The following is a 21,650-nucleotide window of genomic DNA, read 5'->3' as shown; positions in this document are numbered from 1 at the left end:
CCTTAGTCAAGGAAAAATTAGCAACTGAGAAATCAAGAATCACCCCAGGAGACAGCCTCATGGAATTAATGATTGAAGACTTGATGGAGCAACTCATTGAAATGGGCGGCTCAGATATGCACATCCAGGCAGGAGCGCCGGTTTACTTTCGCATTAGTGGGAAACTCAACCCCATTGGGGACGAACCGCTTCCTCCCCAGGAGTGTCAGAAACTCATCTTCAGTATGCTGAACAACACGCAGCGTAAGGAATTAGAGCAAAACTGGGAACTTGACTGCTCTTATGGGGTTAAGGGATTGGCTCGCTTCCGCGTCAATGTGTACAAAGAGCGGGGTTACTATGCGGCATGCTTAAGAGCGTTGTCTTCTAAAATTCCGAACTTCGATCAATTGGGTCTCCCAGACGTCGTGCGGGAATTGACTCACAGACCGAGAGGAATGGTGTTGGTGACGGGGCAAACGGGTTCTGGGAAAACCACCACCCTTGCTGCGATGCTCGACTTGATCAACCGGACGCGGGCAGAACACATTCTAACGGTGGAAGATCCGATTGAATATGTTTACCCGAACATCAAGAGCTTGTTTCACCAGCGTCAAAAAGGCGAAGATACTAAGAGCTTTGCGAATGCGCTGAGAGCCGCGCTCCGGGAAGACCCCGATATTATCCTGGTAGGGGAAATGCGCGACCTAGAAACCATTGGTCTGGCGGTATCAGCGGCTGAAACAGGTCACTTGGTGTTCGGCACTTTGCACACCAGCTCAGCAGCAGGTACTATCGACCGGATCTTGGACGTATTTCCTCCAGAGCAACAGCCCCAAATCCGCGCTCAGTTGTCTGGTTCGTTATTGGCAGTCTTCAGCCAATGCTTAGTGCCCAAACATAATCCGAAACCCGGTGAATATGGTCGGGTAATGGCGCAGGAAATCATGCTGGTAACACCAGCGATCGCTAACTTGATTCGAGAAGGAAAATCTGCTCAAATCTACTCTGCTATCCAGACGGGAGCAAAATTGGGAATGCAGACAATGGAACAGGCTCTAGCTGGTTATGTCAAAGCTGGTGCCATCTCCTTTGAAGCGGCGATGGGCAAATCATCTAAACCTGAAGAATTACAGCGTATCCTGGGGACATCGCCAGCGACGGGGGCAAAAGCTGGCGCTCGGTAGGTTCGAGGCGGTGTAAAGCCTATTGCAATAAGCTTGTGTCATGCAGGTAGACCAAACCGAATAGGTTTCGGTCTGGACTACCTGGCAGCACTCAGCAGAAATTGTCAAAAACCTCCCCGGAAGACACCCTCCAATTACAAAAAATTTCCTTTGAAAAGCCATTTTTCTTTCATTTAGAGGTGAGGTATGCCAACCTATATTGCTGATGTTCGAGACTCTAAAGGAGCCGCAAAGAAAGACAAAATTGTTGCCGACTCCCTGGGGAGTGCCCGCGACGCCCTGCGCGAAAAATGGGTTTCTGTTGCAAATATCAAAGAAACTCAAACCTTTGACCTGAGCAAATTAAACCTAAAAGAGTTTCAAACTTCTTTAGCGAAGGTTACGGTCAAGGATAAAGCCGTCTTTTCTCGTCAATTTGCCGCGATGGTCAACGCGGGTGTGGCGATTGTTAGATGTTTGGGCGTACTTTCGGAACAATGTAGCAATCCTAAGCTTAAAAAAGCGCTGGTGGAAATTAGCTCAGAGGTTCAACAAGGTGTGAATCTCTCGGATGCGATGCGTAAACATCCGGAGTGTTTCGATAATCTATACGTCAGTATGGTGCAAGCAGGAGAGGTCGGCGGTGTCCTCGATGAGGTACTCAACCGATTAGCCAAAGTCCTAGAGGATATGGCACGCCTGCAAAACCAAGTCAAAGGGGCAATGGCATACCCCGTGGCAGTGGGAATCTTGGCAATCATTGTCTTTATTTGTATGACCGTGTTTTTGATCCCAATCTTTGCTGGCATTTTCAAAGATTTGGGGACAGAATTACCGGCTCTAACACTGTTCATGCTGTGGATTAGCGAAATCCTCAGAAGTTGGAGGATCATCATCCCTATCATTACTGTCATCGTTGCCTCTTTTGTTTACAGACAGTATTACAAGACGCCAGTTGGTCGTGTGACGATGGATCGCTTTTTCTTGAAAATGCCGCTATTGGGCGACTTGAATGAGAAATCATGTGTTGCTCGCTTTTGCCGCATTTTTGGAACCTTGACTCGTTCTGGAGTGCCTATTCTCACTTGCATGGATATTGTGAGAGATACGGCGGGTAACCAGGTAATTGCTAACGCGGTGGAAGCAGCGAAGCAAGACATTCAACAAGGTGGGATGATGAGCTTAGCTTTGCAAAAAGAGCAAGTTTTTCCAATCCTGGCAATTCAGATGATTAGTATTGGGGAAGAGACAGGTCAGTTAGACGCCATGATGATGAAAGTGGCAGATTTCTATGAAGATGAGGTTGAGCAAGCGGTGAAAGCACTCACCAGCGTTCTCGAACCCATCATGATGGTGGTGTTAGCGGGGATGGTCGCGGTGATTTTGCTTTCGATGTATCTCCCCATGTTTGCGGTGTTTGACAAACTAGGCTAATCAGTTTCAGGTTTTGGATTTTTCTCATTCCCAGACAAAGCTGGGAATGAGATTTGGGATGGAGGGCTTATGGTACTTAACGATGACCTAATCTCCCATCTAAGATTGAAAATTTAAAATCAAAATATGTTTGTTAAGCAATCCTATTACGAAGCTAGCTTGGCGGAGTACAGTAACCTGTCTGGAGCGATCGCATTGCTCAAGCAGCACCGACCTTATCTGGAGATGATTCCTAGTATGCGCCGGTCTGAGGAGAGCGCGATCGTCATTCCTTTGCCGGTGGTGCGGATTCGCCATGCCTTATCTAAAGCAGAAAGCGCTAGCGTTGTCACATCTAGAGGGGAAGCCATTCGCTTGCCCTGTGATGTAGCAATTTTAATGTGTGACCCCGAATGGAAAATCAAAATGGGGGTGGAGATTTTTGTCTTCATCCACCGTCCCCAAGAAGACTTCTCCGACTTGTTGAGTCGCTGGCGACAGACCCAAGTGTGGCTGGACAAAGAATATGAGTGGTTGATGCCGCTTCGCCATCAACACATTTTCAGCGAGGGCGCTGACAAGCTATATCCTTTGTTTGTTGTATTTCCAGAGACGCCAGAACGAATTAAGCGAGGCTTAATGGGAGCCTGTCTCCCCTTTGTCATCCAGACCCCAATGTTGGATGTTGAGGAACAGGCACAGGAATCTTTTTTGCCTGAAAGTCCCAACGTTTGACGGTTGAAGCAGGTTGAAGTGTAATCAACCTGCTAACGTACCCATTTTCAACCTGTTAACTACTTGACAAACTGCGGCATGACTTCGGCGGCGGTCAACAAACCGTAGATGCCTCGACGATGGAGTGCGACTCCGGCTTTGAGATAGCCGAAGGCAGGGCCGCAGACATTGGCTGCCATACTGGTTTCATCGCCAAGGGTAAAGGTATGGGTAGAAATCTTGCCTTCAAAGGTGCGACCTGTCACTTGGACATTCGTGCTGAGTGGTTTTTTGGGATTGCGGGTATCGACGACGCCGCCGACCGTAACGCGAGCGCGCGGACAAATTCCAGCTAGCTCTAGCATCACATCATCAGCGTGTTCCATATTCTCCAGAGCCAGGATGCCGTTGGTTTGATCCAGCAATGCTTCCACTTCGGCATCACTCATGGCTCTGGCGCGCTCCACATCGTAGCCGGGTAGATGGGCAATATCTTCCCGAATTGTCGCTCGGTAGGCTTCCCAATTTGCAATCCCTACCCCAAACGTAATCTTGACGCTATGGATTTCGGCATAACTTTGGGCAGCAAGAGCCGCGGCTGCCGTCAACAACCCAGGCGTCGCCCCACAGCCAGTCAGATAAGTAATTCCTGCTGCAAGAAGTTCCTCTTGCAGATCCAATAGCTGCTCGACAGCGCTGGTACGTTTCAGGGCGTCTACCAGAACCCCCCGCCAGCCAGATTGAATAAATTGCCGCGCGACGGACGCCATAAAGGTGTTGGGCAGATTAGGCAGTGCCAGGAAATATCCATCTACTGGCTTAGCTCGTTCGATTAAGTCTTGGATGCTCTGGCTGCTGAGGGTGCCTGTCGGCTCTAAATAGCCAAGAGAACCCCTTGTTTGGTAAATCGCAATGCTGGCATCTGGATCTAACCCTTGGGCGGCGTAGGTATAGCCTTTCTGGTCAGCAGCTGCAACCCAGATCATCTCGCGTTTTGGCGCAAGCACTCTGGCGGCAGCCTGCCCCAGTCCACCAAAGCCTAAGACGCCCACTCGAATGGGGGTTGGGGAGTTGATTGAACCTGTGACTTGCTCTGCACTCATAGCGTCTTCTTGCAATTGAACAAACTTTAATTATCCAGGCTCCTGGACGCGCCGGTTCGTTCACTTTTGAGAGCTTGAGCGATCGCTCAAGAAGTCTGTTGGCTTTTTTGCTCAATTTCGGATAATTTCTCTATCTTGACGCAGATGTAAAGTTAAGCGACACTGACAAATAATCAAAGTAAGACTCGCCTAATTAATTAAGTTTTGTTACGTTTTAACTCGTTGTGACTCAATTGCTCAACATTTGAGCAACATTAATTTATTAATATCCCAGCGAGTCAGTTCTAAGAAAGATGTCTTATTCGGCAGCATCAGCAGTATGGTTCGTGCCGCCGCCTAACTTGAGCAATCCCTAACCAATGAGCATGGAAACGCTAGAGTTTATCATTTATCCGGATGGTCGGGTGCAGGAGAAAGTCACCGGAATTACTGGGAAATCCTGTGCCGAAGTGACTGCCGCTATTGAAGCCCAATTGGGTCTGGTACTAACTCAGGAACCGACTTCTGAATTTTTTGCCTCAGTGATTCATCAGAGTGCGACGGCGGCAGCCGGGGCAACTTATAGCGAGTGGTAAGGTAAGTTTTTTTTTGAGTCCAACTTAATTTATTTGAAAAAATCGTCATGTCACACTTTAGCAACATCAAAACTCAAATCCGCAATCTTGTCTCGTTAGAAGCCGCTTTGACCGACTTAGGAATAGATTGGAAATCTGGCCCGCAAACAGTGCGCGGCTATCGCGGTCAAACCCTTACGGCTGATGTTGCCATTGAGCAAAAAAATGGTTATGACATCGGTTTTCGTTGGAACGGTCAGGAATACGAACTTGTTGCTGACCTACAGTATTGGCAGCAAACGGGTTCTGTAGAGCGGTTTCTCAACCGAGTGACTCAGCGTTATGCTTACCACACGGTTGTCAAAGAATCTGCAATGCAGGGCTTCCAAGTTGCCGAGCAAAAACAGAATGAAGATGGTTCAATCCGCCTAGTAGTGCAGCGCTGGAGTGCCTAATGTCTGATTACCCAACTCCTGAACAGCCAATTCCCGAACGTTCTGGCTTGGAGCCAGAGTTAGGTGGTATTTGGCGGGATGCCCCGGAACGTTCGGGTTTGGAGCCGGAGTTGGGTGGCACCCTGCGGCAAAAAGGCGTCTATGTTGATGAAATAACCTGTATTGGCTGCAAGCACTGTGCCCATGTTGCTCGCAATACTTTTTATATTGAGCCAGATTATGGGCGATCGCGTGTAGTTCGGCAGGATGGAGACTCGGAAGAAGTCATTCAAGAAGCCATTGACACCTGTCCGGTCGATTGTATCCACTGGGTCGATTACACGGAATTGAAAAAGCTTGAACAAGAGCGGCAATATCAGGTGATTCCATTAATCGGATTCCCTGCTGACCATGCGATTACGGCTGTGAAGCAGCGGCAAAAGAAGGTTAAAAAAAGCAACCGAAACCCATAGACTAAAGGTTCGCTGGTATAAAAAATGCCCGTCTGTACGGACTAAATAAATAAAACCCCCAACAGATGCCTGCTATTGGAGGTTTTATTTAAAGCGTTGCACTCTCGCTTCTAACGAGAAACCCCTTGCACGACTGGACGCACACCAGAGCCAGGGAACGGTTCTGGAGTACCCAACCAGTTAAAGTCATTCAGCCGAAAACTGATGGAACCCAGCTGCAAAACAGGGTTGTAACGCAGGACAATGTTGTAGGTGCGGCGGCTGTATTCCAGAAAGTAGTCGGTGCTGATGTTCTCCTTAGTATTTAAATTGACCGAGGTTTGAAAACCCAGGCGAAACGGGCCATAAATCTGTTGGGTAATGCCAGCGGAAAGGACGTTGGTATCTACGAGGCGGTCAAATAAGAAAGGTGATATACCACCACGAGCAACTTGAGAGTAGGTAACATTAAACCCGGTGTAATCTAAAAAAGGTCGGGAGAAATGACCGAATTGCCCTTGCACCCCAATGCTCCCGCTCAAGGATTCCTGGCTATCCCCACTACTGTAACCACTATAAACGCCAGTGACGCCCGTCGTTAATTGTACATAGGGAACAACTGGCACGGGTGTGTAGCGCAGTCCTTCGGTGGGGGTGGCAGGCAACCCTTTACCCCGCCAAAGTAAAAAGTTGCGGTTGAGGGAGGCACTGGCTTGATAGCGACTGAGACTGACGCGATTGTTGGTGTGCCCTGGTTCGAGCAAGTCTAAACGGTCTGTATCTGCGTTGATGAACTGGGCACCCGCTTGATAAGTGAGGTTGATGCCAGTATTCCCTAAGGGAATGACCGGAGAAGTCAGAACTGCGCCTAAACTACTCTGGACCGTTTGATAGCCGAGGGAGCCGTTGAACAGGCGATCGCGGTAGCTATATTCTAAATTTAAGGTATGGGGTAGACGGGTGCCGATAATCTGGCGCAGCCGCAGGCTCGCTCTTAGCTGGTCGTCTGCGATCTCTTCGGGATCTAGACTGGTGAAAACAGCCGACCCTCTCAAGGTTGTGGTGGGACTGAGGGTGGCATCTAGTCTAGTCCTGAGACCAAACACGGAGGGATCGAGGAAGCTCCCCTCAGAAACCGCTTTTTGAAGAAAATATTGCGGGGTGACGCGCAATCGCACGCGGTTGGTAGAAATCAGTTGAAAGGTTCGTTCCGCAAACACACCACCTCGGTCTTCAGCATCATACCCGAAGGTGACGAGACCCGGTTCGGTTTCGCTCCGGTCAATCACTCTGCGATCTTGAAAAATTGGAATCGAAAAACCCTGGTCAAAAACGACGCGGGAGCGGGTGGTGGTAATTTCATCTACCAGGGGCGAAATCCGCCTAAATCTGGCTGTATCTGCCCGTACCTCAAGTTCTGGTGGCGAAAAGGGGTCGTTGGTTAGCCGAACATTGGTGGCAAAGGCTCCTTCGGAGTCGAAATCTACCCGATCGGCTTGAAAGCGCAACCGGTTAATTGCGCCCCCTTGCTGAAACGACTGCTGGTTTTGGATGTTCTGACCAGCCCCAAAGACCAGTCCGTAGCCGCCGGGACTGGTGATATTCGAGACGGGTTGGTTGGCGGTAATGCGATCGCTTAACGGTCGTACTGAGGCAGCCGCAGCACTGGCATCATTGGGTAAAGGACTCGAAAAATCTGCCCCTGCTGAAGGCTGGTAAATCTCGCCACTGGCATTTAAGAGGAAACCGCTATCCTGGGCAAAATAATACTCAACGCGATCGCCCCGCAGCACTTGTTCGCCTCGCGTCATGGCGACATTCCCGTCGCCCACTACAACGCGATTCGGCAAGTTTACCTGTAGCCGATCCGCATCTACTACCGCACCCTGGTAGCGCAAGACAACATCGCCTTCTGCTGTAACGACTTGTCGATCTACATCGTATTCTTGCTGGTCAGAAGTTAATTCCACAACGCCTCCCGTACCGCCAGAAGTCGTAGGCGGAGGTGGCGTCGTACCGGGGGCGGGGGCGGGTGCTGGTTGATTTTCTGGGGTGGGAGGTGCGGGTGCTGATGCCGGTGCCGGTGCCAATTCTTCTTCAGGCCAAGGCTCACCCTCCGACACGGGCGCTGGAGGAGCCGATTCTATCGGAGTTTCACTCGGCGAAGATTCCAGAGCTTCCGGAGATTCTGAGGGTTCTGGAGGCTGTTGCTCGACACTCGGCAGCTGCTTTTGCAACATAGGAGTTGCCGTGCGTTCTTTTACGTTTACAGCCTGACTTCCCGCGTTCTGAGTGCTAGGTTCTGACTCTTGATTTTCTACCGACGAAGCACCAAATTCAGCAACGTTCGGCAAATCCTGGTCTGGGTATGCGTAAGGGCGAAGCCGTTGTGCTGATAATGCAGGGTCGTCGTCATTCTGGTCTGTCTGCACAGATGCTTCTTCCCTACCATTCCGATTCCGGACGATTGAATGACCCACTGAAATTGGGGCACCAAGGGGGGCAGCTTTTCTGGTAGGGATAGAAATTACAGAGAGCGAGGAAGAAGACTCCGGCGCAAACGTTTCCGGCTGCGTCGGGGCAGCAAGGATCTCAGGTTGCAGGGTTCGCTGGGAATCCGATGCAATTGTTTGAGCGGAGACAGCTAGAGGAGTGACATCCTCTGGCGGCAACGTGTTGATAATCGCAGGCGGTGGGGGCGGCGGAACTGGTTGGGGCATCTTCTAGCAACAGGAGTTGAGCGGACAGCACCAATGCCTATCCTCAACTGCACTCTGAGTAGGGTGCCTCGCAGTGGACTGCTGCCCCGACATCGGCCTGAGGCATAAAGCGATCGCTGTTTATTCCAGATCCCGGCGTTTTGGGTTACGGGAAGGATCGCTGGACAAAAATCCAAACACAAAGAGCAGGCTGAAGAAGGCAACGACTATATAAACGACAATTTTGAGAGTCACCATACCGATATCTACTCCAGACGGGAAAGGCTGAATGTTGCTGCCTTAAAGGCAGAACAACTTTCTCATAATACCGAAATATTGCTTCATTTTTGCCTTGAGTCTGGAGTGATTGTTGACCTCAAGCGGTCAGTCCAGCCGTCGTTTGAGCTGCTTAAACTGCTCTGACGATTGCCAGAGCGCGAAGTTTCCCTAGCGATCGCTTAGTTGTTATACCACGAGATCGCACCCGGTTCCTGGGTTTTAACTTTTCCCTAGCTCAAAATCAAGGAAATTGGAGAACCTGGGAAATACTGAAATCCTTGCTAGGGTGCGATCCCAGATAGCTAAGGTGTTTGGACGCCAGGAGGATAAACACGCGAATGCCACTAATGGTGCCCAAGGGCAGCGTTGCAAGAGACGCGATGTTCACCGCTTTTAGGCGATCGCTCCCGTGCTAGGAGCGCTTTTCTAAACAAATTTTCTCAATATTCCCTGGAAAAACTAGGATTTTAGATTGAAAGCGGCAGCTTGCTAAGGGCAGCTAGCTGGATAAAGGGATCAACATTTCCAGTCCAAAAAAAGAGTATAAAGAGCATCCAACTTGTAGCGGAAGTGAGTACACAATAGCTCTATTAAGACTTTAGAGGCTTTGTCAATGCAGCCGATTCGGACATTTAACGTTTCCCCCGCCTTGCCGTCAAGACTAGAACCCTTACGAAAACTGGCATATAACCTGCATTGGGATTGGAACTTTGAAACTAAAGAGTTATTTCGCCGCCTAGACCGCGATTTGTGGGAATCCAGCCGTCACAATCCAGTGCTAATGCTGGGAACTATTTCTCAAGCGCGGCTACAAGAAGTTGCTGAAGATGAAGGCTTTGTTGCCCACATGGAACGAGCCAGCCGCCAGCTAGACGACTACCTGCAAGAACGGACGTGGTATCGCAAACACAGGAATGAGGTGAACGGTCAGAGGACTGAGAAGAAACAAGAAAATTCTTCTGCTTCCTCGCTCAGTCCTCCGTCCTCAGGACTCAGGACTCAGGAGTGTTATGCCTATTTCTGCGCGGAATTTGGTCTAACCGACTGCCTGCCCATTTACTCTGGTGGCTTGGGCGTTCTCGCGGGAGACCATCTGAAATCAGCCAGTGACTTAGGCTTACCGCTGGTTGCCGTCGGCTTACTCTATCAGGAAGGGTATTTTGCCCAGTACCTCAATGCCGATGGTTGGCAGCAGGAACGCTATCCGGTTAACGATTTCTACAATATGCCGTTGCACCCGGAGCAAAATCCTGACGGTTCGGAACTGCGGATTTCTGTAGAGTATCCAGGGCGCACCGTCTATGCCCGTGTCTGGCGCGTGCAAGTGGGAACTGTGCCCCTATACCTGCTCGATACCAACATTGAGCCAAACAATCCCTACGACCACGACATCACCGACGAGCTGTATGGTGGTGACTTGGATATGCGGATTCATCAGGAGATGATGTTGGGCATCGGGGGCTTCCGGATGCTGAAGGCGCTGGGATATAAACCCACTGTTTACCATCTGAATGAAGGTCACTCAGCGTTTCTGATTCTGGAACGCATCCGGATGCTGATGCAGGAAGAGAAACTGGATTTTGCCGCCGCTAAACAAGTGGCGCAAGCAAGTCAAGTTTTCACGACTCACACGCCTGTCTCTGCTGGGTTCGATTTGTTCCCCCCGGATAAGGCTCTTTATTACGTGGGGCACTATGCCGATATTTACGGACTTTCCCACGAAGAGTTTCTCGGCTTAGGACGGGAGGACACTGGGGATTTGGCGTCACCGTTTAGCATGGCAGCACTGGCGATGAAGACATCGAGCTTTGTCAATGGGGTTGCTCAGCTGCACGGGTTGGTGTCGCGGAAGATGTTTCAGAGTCTCTGGAAAGATTTTCCACTCAATGAGGTGCCGATTACCGCGATTACGAATGGAGTCCACGCCCGCACTTGTGTAGCGAAGTCAACGCAGGAGCTGTATGACCGCTACCTTGGCCCTCAGTGGTCTGACGCGCCAGTAGACGATCCGTTGTGGGAGCGGGTGCAGTCGATTCCGGATGAGGAGTTGTGGCGCAATCACGAGCGTCAGCGGTCAGAACTGGTGGTGTTTGTGCGCGATCGCCTAGTGAGAAAGTTGCGCGATCGCGGTGCTTCTCCCTCTGAAATTGACCAAGCGCAGGAAGTATTAGATCCAACGGTGCTAACAATCGGGTTTGCGCGTCGTTTTGCGACTTATAAGCGAGCAACTCTGTTTTTGCGGAACCTAGACCGGATCAAGAAAATCTTATTGGGCGATCCAAATCGGCGGGTGCAGTTCGTGATTGCTGGAAAAGCTCATCCCAAGGATATGCCTGGGAAGGAACTGATCCGGGATATCATTCATTTCTCGCGGGAAGAAGGAATGAATGCCAGTGTGGTGTTTATCCCGGACTACGATACTTATGTTGCCCGGTTAATGGTGGCGGGTTGTGATGTTTGGCTGAACACCCCCAGGCGTCCGCGAGAGGCATCTGGCACCAGTGGAATGAAGGCGGCGATGAATGGTTTGCCAAATCTGAGCGTGCTGGATGGCTGGTGGGATGAAGCAGATTATGTCCGCACTGGCTGGCCCATCGGTCACGGGGAAGACTATGAAGACCTCAATTATCAAGATGATGTGGAAGCGAATGCTTTGTACGACTTGCTAGAACAGGAAGTCATGCCGCTGTTCTATAACCGGGATGGAGCTGGAATTCCCCGTAAGTGGACTGCCAAAATGAAGGATTCGATTCGGTTGAATTGTCCGTTCTTCAATACGTCGCGGATGGTGCGGGAGTATGCAGTGCGGGGATATTTCCCGGCAAGCGATCGCTACTCTACAATGACCGCAGACAACTACGCCCCCGCCAAGGATATAGCCGCCTGGAAGCAACGAATCTTCGAGCAATGGTACAACATTAAAATCGAAGAAGTTGATGTCTCAGAACCGGCTGGGATTATGGTCAACCAAACCGTTAGCGTCAAAGCACGGGTTAATCTGGGGGAACTCAGCTCCGATGATGTTCAAGTTGAACTTTATCAGGGTGCAGTTGGTGTCGATGGGGAAATTGTCAACGGCATTCCCGTAGTGATGGATTACCAAGGCAAAGATCAACAAGGATGTAGTATTTACACTGTTGATATTCTTTATACCTCCAGTGGTTTGCAGGGTTTCTCTTTACGGGTTTTGCCAAAACACGACAATCTATCAAGCCCCTACGAATTGGGACTGATTCTTTGGGCTTAGAAAGTTTTGAGTTTTGAGTTATTAATTCAAAATTTAAAACTCAAAACGATTCTTGGGGACGACAATATATCCGGTGGTGTCATCTCCCAGCACCAGATTTCTTTCTAATCCCCAGTACCACCAGTGAGCGCCCACATAGGCACAGATGAGGCTATCTAGCTTATCTTCTAAGGCTTTAAAGGTTGCAAGAGTACTGGGGATTTCTGCAAGCATCGAACCCCAAAGATGGAGAATCGGCACAGAGGATGAGGAGACATTTAGGGCAGGGTGGAAAGTTGGTAAGCTATTGACAATATACTGGCGGAGTTTGATTAGTTCTAATTGACGCTCTGCCAGCTTGCCTTTTTTGTATTTAAGAATCCGCTCTAAGCTGAATAAATTTACGATGGCTGGGTGGGGAAATACTTCGATTTGATAGCGTCCCGGTTGTTGGGGTTCGATCGTTGGTGCGTGAGCAAATCCACGGGATTCGAGGCTGAGTCCAAATCCTACGGTGCGTTGGGCGAAAGGGAGTCCTAGATTCGCTGGGTAGCAACCTGCGTGATAGCGACCAAAATATTTGTGGGTAAGTTTATCAGGTAGTCGTGTCCCAGTGGTGTTGGGAATCAGTGTCGGGGCATCGACGGCAATCATCGCCGGTTCTGCTGCGGGTGCCCAAGTATCAATCCAGTTGAGAATTTCTTCTATTGTTTCGAGTCTATCTAAATCCAGCAGATGCAACTGCCCATCTTCCCATGCGAGGCAGCATAATCCACTGGGTTGCGATCGCCATCCCAAATCAATGCCTAAAAATTTCATCACACTGAAATTTTATTATCTATGGTCATCTTAAGGGATTTATGGAATCCTCTGCTTTGTTTTTCTTTATGTCCTCGGTTGGCGTTTTTAGGAATTTATTTAAAAATGCTTTGAAAATAAAATAGGATTACTGTGTTAATTTTATTAGATTGAATTGAGTTTTAAAAAACTAGCTTTTCTATCACTTTTTTCCGCCTATGTAATCTACTAAAATTTTGCTTTAAAATAAGGATAAAATATTTTTTTAGCTATACTTGAACAACTCTCAAAAAATGAATTTTAGCGAGTCTATACTACCCGAAGATGTAATCATTTTGGTTGTCTATTTTGTGCAGCCAGAATCTCTAGATGCAGTTCTGAAATTTAGAGAAATAATCTGCCAGTAAATTTACCAACAAAACTCCTGAAAAGCGCGATCGCATTCTGAGTAGGGTTGGTTATTTTCCATCCCAGCAAAAAAACTGATTATGGGTAAAATGGAGCGTTTAGGTAACGAATAATTGCAAAAGACGCGATCGCTCCTTTACTTCTGGGCTGTTAAAATAACGCCGCGCTGATGCCATAAAATGTCAAACTAGATAGATAAGTTTTGTTAACGCAGGCATCAAAACTGCGCTTCTAGATAGCTAAATTGAAATTCATGGTTAAGCAACGCGTTCTCTCTGGGGTTCAACCAACGGGTAATCTGCATCTGGGTAACTACTTGGGAGCAATCCGCAACTGGGTAGAAGGGCAGAGTCAGTACGAAAATTTCTTCTGTGTGGTGGATTTGCACGCGATTACCGCGCCCCACGATGCCAGTACGTTAGCTGAAAATACTTATAAAATTGCTGCTTTGTATTTGGCTTGTGGGATTGATTTGGAAGATTCTAGTATTTTCGTACAATCCCACATCCCGGCTCACAGCGAACTGACTTGGCTGCTTAACTGTATTACTCCCCTTAACTGGCTGGAAGATATGATCCAGTTCAAGGAAAAGGCACTTAAGCAGGGGGAAAATGTCAATACTGGCTTGCTAGACTATCCAGTGCTGATGGCGGCAGATATTTTGCTCTACCAGGCGGATAAAGTGCCGGTGGGAGAAGACCAGAAGCAGCACTTAGAATTAACCCGCGATATTGCGAATCGGTTTAATTACCAATTTTGCCGGGAAAAGCCGGTGCTGAAACTGCCAGAGCCGCTGATTCGGACTGAGGGTGCTAGAGTAATGAGTCTGACGGATGGCACTCGGAAGATGTCGAAATCCGATCCTTCGGACATGAGCCGAATTAACCTGCTCGATACCCCAGAGCAAATCCAAAATAAGATTAAACGCTGCAAAACTGACTCAGTGCGCGGTCTAACTTTTAATGATTCGGAACGACCCGAAGCCCGAAATTTGCTGACGCTATACATGGTGCTTTCGAGCAAGACGAAGGAAGAAGTCGCAGCCGAGTGTCAGGATATGGGCTGGGGACAATTTAAGCCCTTGCTGACGGAAACCACGATTAACGCCCTGAAACCGATTCAGGAAAAGTATCAAGCGGTGATGGATGACAAAGGCTATTTGGAGTCCGTGTTGCGCGATGGTAGGCAGAAAGCGGAAGCGATCGCGTCCGTTACTCTCGCCCAAGTGAAAGCTGCCCTCGGTTATTCGGTTCCCCTTTAACCAGATATAAGTTATCAAGGATGGAAGCGATTAGTGATTGATGCTTCAGAATGAGTTATTTAATTCAAAATTCAGCAGGAACGCGGGAACCCCGCCCCTACAAGACCAATTTGCGTACTGCTGTGGAATCGGGTGAATTTTTAGTGACCGCCGAGGTTGCCCCTCCCAAGGGCGGCGATCCTTCCGAGATGCTGAAAATGGCGCAAACCCTCGAAGGTCGGGTTCATGCGGTCAATATTACCGATGGCAGTCGGGCGGTGTTGCGGATGTGTTCGATGGCGGCTTCAGTGATATTGCTCCAGCATGGAATCGAGCCGATTTGTCAGATTGCTTGTCGCGATCGCAACCGCATCGGATTGCAAGCTGACTTGATGGGTGCCCATGCGTTGGGAATTCGCAATATCTTAGCTTTGACTGGCGATCCTGTAAAAGCTGGAGATCATGCCGATGCCAAGAGTGTATTTGACCTAGAATCCGTGCGGTTGCTGGGATTAATCAAAAAAATGAATCTCGGCTTGGACTGGAACGACAAACCCTTGAGTGATGGGGCGACTGACTTGTTCGTGGGTGCGGCTATCGATCCGCAATTAGCTAGCTGGTCGGGGTTGCAAAGTCGATTTGAGCGGAAATTAGCAGCAGGGGCGCAGTTTTTCCAAAGTCAGCTGATTTGCGATTTTGACCGCCTAGAAAAATTTATGGATCAAATCGCGGCTGGCTGTGGAAAGCCAATTTTGGCAGGAATTTTTCTGCTCAAATCTGCTAAGAATGCCCAATTTATCAATCGATGCGTGCCGGGAGTAAATATTCCCGACCACATTATTGAGAGACTCGCCGCTGCTTCAGATCCCTTGCAAGAAGGGATGTTAATTGCCGCCGAACAAGTCAAATTAGCTCGTCAACTCTGCCAAGGGGTTCATATGATGGCAGTGAAACGAGAAGATTTGATTTCGCAAATCCTCGATTTAGCCGGAATTCCACCGCTGACTCCGGTGGCGACAGCAGGAGAAAATAATGAACACACAAACAACAAAGCAGTTGCCGATTCCGCCTCACTTTGATGCCAAAAAGGTCGGGGAAGTCTGGCGGGTGCCTTATCAGCAACGGGCAGCGGATGCGAGGGAGTGGGCGAAAAAACACCAGATTTCAGCGGCGGCTGAGGACAAAACTCGCATTTGCCTATTGTTAATCGATGTCCAGAATACGTTTTGCATCCCCGATTTTGAATTATTTGTCGGTGGGAGAACGGGTACGGGTGCGGTAGAAGATAATCGGCGGCTGTGTGAATTTATTTATCGGAATTTGGGAGTCATCAGCGCGATCGCTCCCACAATGGATACTCACACGGCGATGCAAATTTTCCATCCCGTCTTCTGGATTAACAACGCCGGAGAACATCCCACCGCCGCCGTGACGATGATTACACCGGAGGATGTTCACCAAGGTGTGTGGAAGGTGAATCCAGCCGTTGCCGGGATTGCTGGTGTCGATTACACCGAACTTTCCTCACACGCTTTGCATTATGTCAAACATTTGAGTGAAGCCGGGAAGTATCCGCTGACAGTGTGGCCTTATCATTCCATGCTGGGTGGAATTGGTCACGCTTTGGTGTCAGCGGTAGAAGAGGCACTCTTTTTCCACTGTATTGCCCGGAATAGCCAAACGCAGTTTGAAATTAAAGGCGACAATCCTTTAACTGAAAATTATTCTGTCCTCCGGGCGGAAGTTTTGGAAAGTACAAATGGACGCCCGATTGCTCAGAAAAATACCAGCTTGATTCAACAGTTACTCGCGTTTGATGCGGTGATTATTGCTGGTCAAGCCAAGAGTCACTGCGTTGCCTGGACAATTGATGATTTGTTATCAGAAATAACAGCAAAAGACGCTAATCTTGCGAAAAAAGTGTATTTGCTAGAAGATTGCACCTCACCTGTTGTCGTTCCTGGAGTGGTGGATTATACGGATGGAGCAGAAGAAGCTTTTGCCAGATTTGCAGCAGCGGGAATGCATCTGGTTCAATCAACTCAATCCCTGGAAACCTGGGCTGACTTTCCTAAAATTGGGAATGGGTAAGTGAGTTTTGAGTTTTAGAGTTTTGAGTAACAAGAGAGTTTTGAATAACAAGAGAGTTTTTTAATCTGAAAATTAAACCTTAAAAATTATTACCAATTACCGTTCACCAATCGCCAATCACCCCTTACCAATTACCGATGACTAGCAGCAACGATGCAATTCAGGCACTGCGCGAGGCTCTCCGATTTTCTCCGGATAATGTACCCTTGCGACAACATCTTGCAGAGACATTTTTGAGCCAGGGTCAGGCAGAGGAAGCCGAGCAAGAATACCGCCTCGCCTTAGCGCGATCGCCCGAAAATCAGCAGTTGAAATTGGGGTTAGCTCGTGCCTTCTATCAACAAGGAAAACATCCCCAAGCGCTGGTAATTGTGGAAGATCAAATAAAGCGCTTGGATTGTCCAGCCGGTGCTTTTCTGCTTCATGCGCGTCTTCTTCTCAACACGGGGGCTGTAGAACAAGCTGTCCGTCAGTATCGTAGGGCAGTCGAAATCGATCCTGCTGTCAAAGATGCTGATTTTGCCGAAAGGTTGGGAATTGGGGCACAGGAGGACGTTCAAGAGGTCGTAGACGGGAAAATTCGGGCAGGGGTGGGAGACTTTCCAAACTCAGAAGAAGATAATCCAGTCGAAAAACCCGCGATCGGATTCCGAGATGTTGGCGGTATGGAAGCGGTCAAAGACGAAATTCGGATGAAAATTATTTATCCCCTGAAACAGCCGGAACTGTACAAAGCTTACGGGAAGGCAATTGGGGGCGGAATTTTAATGTACGGCCCTCCGGGTTGCGGTAAAACTTACCTGGCTCGTGCGACAGCTGGCGAAATTAATTCTAGTTTCCTCTCTGTCGGAATTAACGATGTATTAGATATGTGGTTGGGCAACAGCGAACGCAACTTGCACGACCTTTTTGAACAAGCCAGACGCAACCAACCTTGCGTATTATTTTTTGATGAAGTTGATGCTTTAGCTGCCAGTCGTGCGGATTTGCGACAAAATTCTAGCCGCATGGTAATTAACCAATTCCTGTCAGAATTGGACGGCGTGAGGAGTTCTAATGAAGGGGTATTAATCCTAGCTGCAACGAACGCCCCTTGGCACTTAGACTCAGCCTTCCGTCGTCCGGGACGCTTTGACCGCATCTTGTTTGTACCGCCGCCTGATGCAGAAGCAAGGGCGGCGATTTTGCGCTTGCTGTGTCGGGGTAAGCCAGTGGAGGATATTGACTACAACCACTTAGCCAAGAAAACTGAGAATTATTCAGGCGCAGACTTAATGGCAGTGGTGGATGTGGCAGTAGAAAGGAAGTTAGCAGAAGCAATGAAAGCTGGTATCCCGAAGCCACTGACTACCAAAGATTTAGCCTCGGCGGCAGGAAGCGTGAAACCTTCGACAAAAGAATGGTTTTCAACGGCTCGTAATTATGCCTTGTATGCGAATGAGAGCGGTTTGTACGATGACATCCTGAAATATCTGAAACTCTGATGGGCGTACATTTGGAGCGTGCCGAAATCCTCATGGCTCAATCGCGTTATGAGATGGCGGCGCAGGAATTGCAGCAGGAATTAGCAGTCGATCCAGATAGCGCCCAGGCTTATGCGTGGCTAGGCTGGTGCTTGAGGTTTCTCAAGAAGTACGAGGAAGCAATAAAAGAAGCTGAGCAAGCAATTAAGCTGGCACCAGATTGGGAGAATGGTTATTACGTTCTGGGTTGGATTCTCTGCGATCGCAATCAGCTTCTGGAAGCTGAGAACGTAACCAAAGAGGCAATTCGCCTAAATCCTGAAAATGCCAACCATTTCATCCTACTATCAAACATTCGAGTTAAACAAAAGCGATGGCAGGAGGCACTAGAAGCAGCGACGCAGGGGCTTAACATAGAGCCAGAGAATGTTGACTGTTTGAATAACAAAGGGATTGCCCTATTCGAGTTGGGTCGAACAGAGGAGGCAATCGCTACGACTGAGCAAGCGATCGCGCTTGACCCGGAGAATGCCCTCAACTACAACAACTTGGGATGGATGATACTGAATCGGGAAGGAAGCCCCACGAAAGCTTGGGAGTATTTCCGCCAAGCACTCCGACTCAACCCCAATTTGGAATCTGCACAGGATGGACTCATCCAAGCGATCAAGTTAAAAAACCCACTATACAGACCAGTTTACAGGTGTGTAATATTCCCGTACCGCCGTTTACAACTAGGCAGATTTTTGAGCGGGAAAGCTTTGTTGGGCTTCTTTGCCTGCTTGTGTTTGGGATTCCGTATATTGCTGAATCTTGCTGCAACTAATCCCAATCCTTTGATTTGGTTAGCGCTGATTGTTTCGTTTTGGTTAATCTTTTTGCCTTGGTTTGTAGACCTCTTGATAACCCTATTACTCAAATTGAAGTTTAAGCAATCCTATTGGCTCACGACTTTAGTTTGGGCAATACTAAGCGCATTTTATTTGTGGTTAATGACCGGAAATTCTAAAACTCTGTTTGCTCCCGTTTTATTTGGATTGTTGCTTCTGCCTGTATCGGCAACATTCCGATCTTCAGCAGGGTGGCACAGCAACCTCATGGTGGGATATACAACCATCATGGGGTTAGTTGGGCTGGCAGGGCTAGTTCTTCCATTACCAGGGCTACCTTTTGTAAGTGTTGACGTTTGGTTCTGGTTGACTTGGTTCATCGTTCTCGCATTGGGAACGCTTTTTTCCTTTTTTTTGAGCAGAAGAAGCTCTCCCAAGTTAAAGTAGTGCCTGAAAAAGAATGGTTTTTGACTGCTCGTAATGATGCCTTATATGCGAATAAGAGCAGTTTGTACGACGACATCCTGAGATGACATCCTGAAATATCTGAAACTCTGATGGGCATACATTTGGAGCGGGCACAGCTGCTGATTGAGCAGTCGCGGTATGAAATGGCAGAGAAAGAACTGCGACAGGAACTGGCAATGGAGCCAGATAGCGCGATCGCGCATACTCTGCTCGCCCTGTGCTTGAATTATCGCCAAATGTACTCGGAAGCCACCCAGATGGCTCAGCGAGCGATTCGCTTGGCTCCCGATTGGGGGTACGCTCACTACGTCTTGGCCTATATTCTGTGCGATTACAACCAGCTTCTAGAAGCGGAAACGGTACTCAAAGAGGCTTTGCGGCTGAGTCCCGATAACCCCAGCTACTTCGCCCTACTCTCGCGCATCCGATATAATCTACAGCTTTGGCACTCAGCACTTGAAGCGGCAACCCAAGGGCTTGTCGTTGACCCAGAGGACGTGGAGTGCCTAAATTACCGAGCGATGTGTCTGATGCAACTCGGTCGCTTACCAGAAGCTCAGGCGGTCATTGAGAGTGCGATCGCGCTTGACCCAGAATATGCAGGAAACTATGCCAACCGCGGCTGGATACTCCTGGCGCAGGGAGGATATCCCGCTAAAGCGTTAGAGTGTTTCCGCGAAGCGCTGCGGCTTCAACCAACCTTTGAGTGGGCGCGACGGGGAATCGTCGAAGCGCTCAAGGCAAAGAACCCGCTCTACAGGCTGATGCTGCGCTACTTCTTGTGGAGTTCTAGGCTGAGTAACGGAGCTAGGTTGGGCTTCAGTATCGGCTTGTACTTTGCCTTCCGCCTGCTAGTGAGCGGCGTCGCTGCAACGAGCTTTAACCCCTTGCTGTGGTTCGTAGTGATTGCCTACTGTCTGTTTGTCCTGCTTACCTGGATTGCTGACCCCTTATTCACCTTATTGCTCCGGTTTGACCGCTTCGGGCGATTAACCCTTTCCGAACAAGAGGTTAAGAACTCAAATTTAGTCGGGGCAGTATTTCTAAGCATCTTAATGGCAATTGGTTTGTGGTTGGTGACTAAAAACACCAACATCCTCATCGTCGCCCTCTCACTAGGACTCTTGTTGCTACCGATAACCGCGATGTTAAATTGTCCGGCAGGATGGCCCAGACAGTTCATGGCAACCTACACGATCGTTTTAGCGATCGCATGGCTGGCGGCTATTGGTCTATCATTAGCCGAGCCGCCTCTGGGAGAAATTGGCGTTCAGTTTGCCGGAATTTCCCTAGCTTTTTTCTGGCTTGGTTCGATACTTTCGAGCTGGTTGGCAACTGTACTGATGGGCGTCAAACCAAAGTAGTGAGTGCGAGCATCTCAAGTATGTTTTCTTTACCTGAAAACCCTTCTCGAAGGTATTCCCCATAGGTTTTTAGAGCGGTTAAAAGGTTAAAAATATTTGCTCAACACTTTTAAGCTCAACACTTTTAAGCTCAACACTTTTAAGCTCAACACTTTTAAAATACCTCCGAATATTCCAGCGCTCGTTGCTTCCCCTCTGCTACAAACTACTTTCGACCATAACTGCGGGACCGACTGGCTGCGGAGGTAGGCTAGAGGGTTCTAAGGTAACAGCTAAGGTTGAGGTTGTAGCACCACAAGCACCGACGGGAATGGAAATTTGCTCTAAAACAGTTCCCCCCTGACTTGCCCCAAAATTTGCACAAGGTATCTTTTTCTCGTCAACAATTGCCCAAAGTCGATAAATTTGACCAGATGGGACAGCCGGAAGATTTTGAAAGGCGATGACCGCTTTTTGTTCGTCCAGATTAACGAGAATACTTCCAGACGCTGTATTTGCTTTTTCTGTACCTGTGAGCGTATATAAGCGGGTATTCCGCTGTTGTAGCACCTCAAGGGCATCTTTCTGAGCCTGCACCGTTTGAAGTTCTTGCCGCAGCCGAGATTGCACTATCTTTAGATTTTGGCGCAGACGATAATTGTCAAAAGCCAAAGCTAGGGCTAACAGTGCTACCAAACTAGCAAAAAGTTTGCTCCAAGGAAAAGAAACCTGTTTTGGAGCGGGTTCGGGGTTAACTGTCGGATTGGCAGCTTCCAGAATCGTCGAACGCAGATGTGGGGGAGGTGTGACTTCAGGAAGGGCGTAGGGCAAGAGTTCAAGCGATGTCTGCAACCGACTCACTTCTTCAGCCAGTTGCGGATTTTTTTCGAGAATTTGCCTCAATTCCTCCGCTTCTTCAGCGCTAAGATCGCCGAGGACATAACCTGCCATTAATTCTTCTAAGTTTTCGGGATTTAAAGGTTCGGTCAT

General features: G+C 48.8%; 18 protein-coding genes. 13 read left to right on the top strand and 5 right to left on the bottom strand.

Annotated elements, in window-relative coordinates:
- Window positions 1-59: 59 nt before the first annotated feature.
- The 3 genes from NDI33_RS00795 to NDI33_RS00785 all read left to right on the top strand — a co-directional run bounded on the left by NDI33_RS00795 (window position 60) and on the right by NDI33_RS00785 (window position 3,293).
- The gene (locus NDI33_RS00795; protein ID WP_190413828.1) at window positions 60-1,166 is read left to right on the top strand and encodes a type IV pilus twitching motility protein PilT; all 1,107 of its coding nucleotides are present in this window, start codon (window positions 60-62) and stop codon (window positions 1,164-1,166) included.
- A gap of 186 nt (window positions 1,167-1,352) precedes the next feature.
- A complete protein-coding gene (locus NDI33_RS00790; protein WP_190678225.1) occupies window positions 1,353-2,579 on the top strand; it encodes a type II secretion system F family protein in 1,227 nt (408 codons plus the stop codon).
- Between the two features lie 126 nt (window positions 2,580-2,705).
- Window positions 2,706-3,293 carry a hypothetical protein gene (locus tag NDI33_RS00785; RefSeq protein WP_190678222.1) on the top strand — a complete coding sequence of 196 codons (588 nt, stop codon included), beginning with the start codon at window positions 2,706-2,708 and terminating at the stop codon, window positions 3,291-3,293.
- A 59-nt stretch (window positions 3,294-3,352) separates the two neighbouring features.
- Here NDI33_RS00785 and NDI33_RS00780 read toward each other — a convergent pair whose 3' ends face one another.
- The gene (locus NDI33_RS00780) at window positions 3,353-4,375 is read right to left on the bottom strand and encodes a saccharopine dehydrogenase-like oxidoreductase (protein ID WP_190678219.1); all 1,023 of its coding nucleotides are present in this window, start codon (window positions 4,373-4,375) and stop codon (window positions 3,353-3,355) included.
- 365 nt (window positions 4,376-4,740) lie between these two features.
- On the opposite strand from NDI33_RS00780, the gene NDI33_RS00775 reads away from it, so the two are divergent.
- The 3 genes from NDI33_RS00775 to NDI33_RS00765 are packed head-to-tail and all read left to right on the top strand — an operon-like array spanning window position 4,741 to window position 5,836.
- Window positions 4,741-4,950, top strand: a complete 210-nt coding sequence (locus tag NDI33_RS00775; protein ID WP_190678570.1) for a DUF2997 domain-containing protein — start codon at window positions 4,741-4,743, stop codon at window positions 4,948-4,950.
- A gap of 47 nt (window positions 4,951-4,997) precedes the next feature.
- The gene (locus NDI33_RS00770) at window positions 4,998-5,384 is read left to right on the top strand and encodes a DUF1257 domain-containing protein (RefSeq protein WP_190413833.1); all 387 of its coding nucleotides are present in this window, start codon (window positions 4,998-5,000) and stop codon (window positions 5,382-5,384) included.
- Window positions 5,384-5,836: a ferredoxin gene (locus tag NDI33_RS00765; RefSeq protein WP_190678217.1), complete on the top strand. Its 453-nt coding sequence runs from the start codon at window positions 5,384-5,386 to the stop codon at window positions 5,834-5,836. Before NDI33_RS00770 ends, NDI33_RS00765 begins: the two co-directional genes overlap by 1 nt.
- Window positions 5,837-5,946: 110 nt before the next feature.
- Here NDI33_RS00765 and NDI33_RS00760 read toward each other — a convergent pair whose 3' ends face one another.
- Together NDI33_RS00760 and NDI33_RS00755 are read right to left on the bottom strand one after the other, a co-directional pair.
- Window positions 5,947-8,535 (bottom strand): DUF3769 domain-containing protein, encoded by a 2,589-nt coding sequence (locus tag NDI33_RS00760; RefSeq protein ID WP_190678214.1) that lies wholly within the window; start codon window positions 8,533-8,535, stop codon window positions 5,947-5,949.
- Between the two features lie 120 nt (window positions 8,536-8,655).
- Window positions 8,656-8,772 (bottom strand): photosystem II reaction center protein I, encoded by a 117-nt coding sequence (locus NDI33_RS00755; protein ID WP_190413836.1) that lies wholly within the window; start codon window positions 8,770-8,772, stop codon window positions 8,656-8,658.
- Between the two features lie 634 nt (window positions 8,773-9,406).
- Between NDI33_RS00755 and glgP the strand changes: the two genes are divergently transcribed.
- Window positions 9,407-12,040, top strand: a complete 2,634-nt coding sequence (gene glgP / locus NDI33_RS00750; RefSeq protein WP_190678212.1) for an alpha-glucan family phosphorylase — start codon at window positions 9,407-9,409, stop codon at window positions 12,038-12,040.
- 33 nt (window positions 12,041-12,073) lie between these two features.
- On the opposite strand, the gene NDI33_RS00745 is transcribed toward glgP, so the two are convergent.
- Window positions 12,074-12,838 carry a DUF429 domain-containing protein gene (locus NDI33_RS00745; RefSeq protein ID WP_190678569.1) on the bottom strand — a complete coding sequence of 255 codons (765 nt, stop codon included), beginning with the start codon at window positions 12,836-12,838 and terminating at the stop codon, window positions 12,074-12,076.
- Between the two features lie 640 nt (window positions 12,839-13,478).
- Here NDI33_RS00745 and trpS point away from each other — a divergent pair.
- The 6 genes from trpS to NDI33_RS00715 all read left to right on the top strand — a co-directional run bounded on the left by trpS (window position 13,479) and on the right by NDI33_RS00715 (window position 20,681).
- The gene (trpS, locus tag NDI33_RS00740; RefSeq protein ID WP_190678209.1) at window positions 13,479-14,486 is read left to right on the top strand and encodes a tryptophan--tRNA ligase; all 1,008 of its coding nucleotides are present in this window, start codon (window positions 13,479-13,481) and stop codon (window positions 14,484-14,486) included.
- 50 nt (window positions 14,487-14,536) lie between these two features.
- Window positions 14,537-15,544, top strand: a complete 1,008-nt coding sequence (locus NDI33_RS00735; RefSeq protein ID WP_190678207.1) for a methylenetetrahydrofolate reductase — start codon at window positions 14,537-14,539, stop codon at window positions 15,542-15,544.
- On the top strand, window positions 15,498-16,556 hold the full coding sequence (locus NDI33_RS00730) for an isochorismatase (protein ID WP_190678204.1): 1,059 nt from the start codon (window positions 15,498-15,500) through the stop codon (window positions 16,554-16,556). The genes NDI33_RS00735 and NDI33_RS00730 overlap by 47 nt, the downstream gene beginning before the upstream one ends.
- A 137-nt stretch (window positions 16,557-16,693) precedes the next feature.
- Window positions 16,694-18,040: an ATP-binding protein gene (locus NDI33_RS00725; protein WP_190678202.1), complete on the top strand. Its 1,347-nt coding sequence runs from the start codon at window positions 16,694-16,696 to the stop codon at window positions 18,038-18,040.
- Window positions 18,040-19,296, top strand: coding sequence for a tetratricopeptide repeat protein (locus tag NDI33_RS00720; RefSeq protein WP_190678196.1), 1,257 nt, complete (start codon window positions 18,040-18,042; stop codon window positions 19,294-19,296). The genes NDI33_RS00725 and NDI33_RS00720 overlap by 1 nt, the downstream gene beginning before the upstream one ends.
- 110 nt (window positions 19,297-19,406) lie before the next feature.
- The gene (locus NDI33_RS00715) at window positions 19,407-20,681 is read left to right on the top strand and encodes a tetratricopeptide repeat protein (RefSeq protein ID WP_190678193.1); all 1,275 of its coding nucleotides are present in this window, start codon (window positions 19,407-19,409) and stop codon (window positions 20,679-20,681) included.
- Between the two features lie 198 nt (window positions 20,682-20,879).
- Here the strand turns inward: NDI33_RS00715 and NDI33_RS00710 are convergent, their stop codons facing one another.
- Complete coding sequence (locus NDI33_RS00710; protein WP_190528560.1) at window positions 20,880-21,650, bottom strand: anti-sigma factor; 771 nt, start codon at window positions 21,648-21,650, stop codon at window positions 20,880-20,882.

Source organism: Trichocoleus sp. DQ-A1 (assembly GCF_039961955.1).
GTDB lineage: Bacteria > Cyanobacteriota > Cyanobacteriia > Cyanobacteriales > FACHB-T130 > FACHB-T130.
This window is presented reverse-complemented; position numbering and strand designations above follow the sequence as displayed.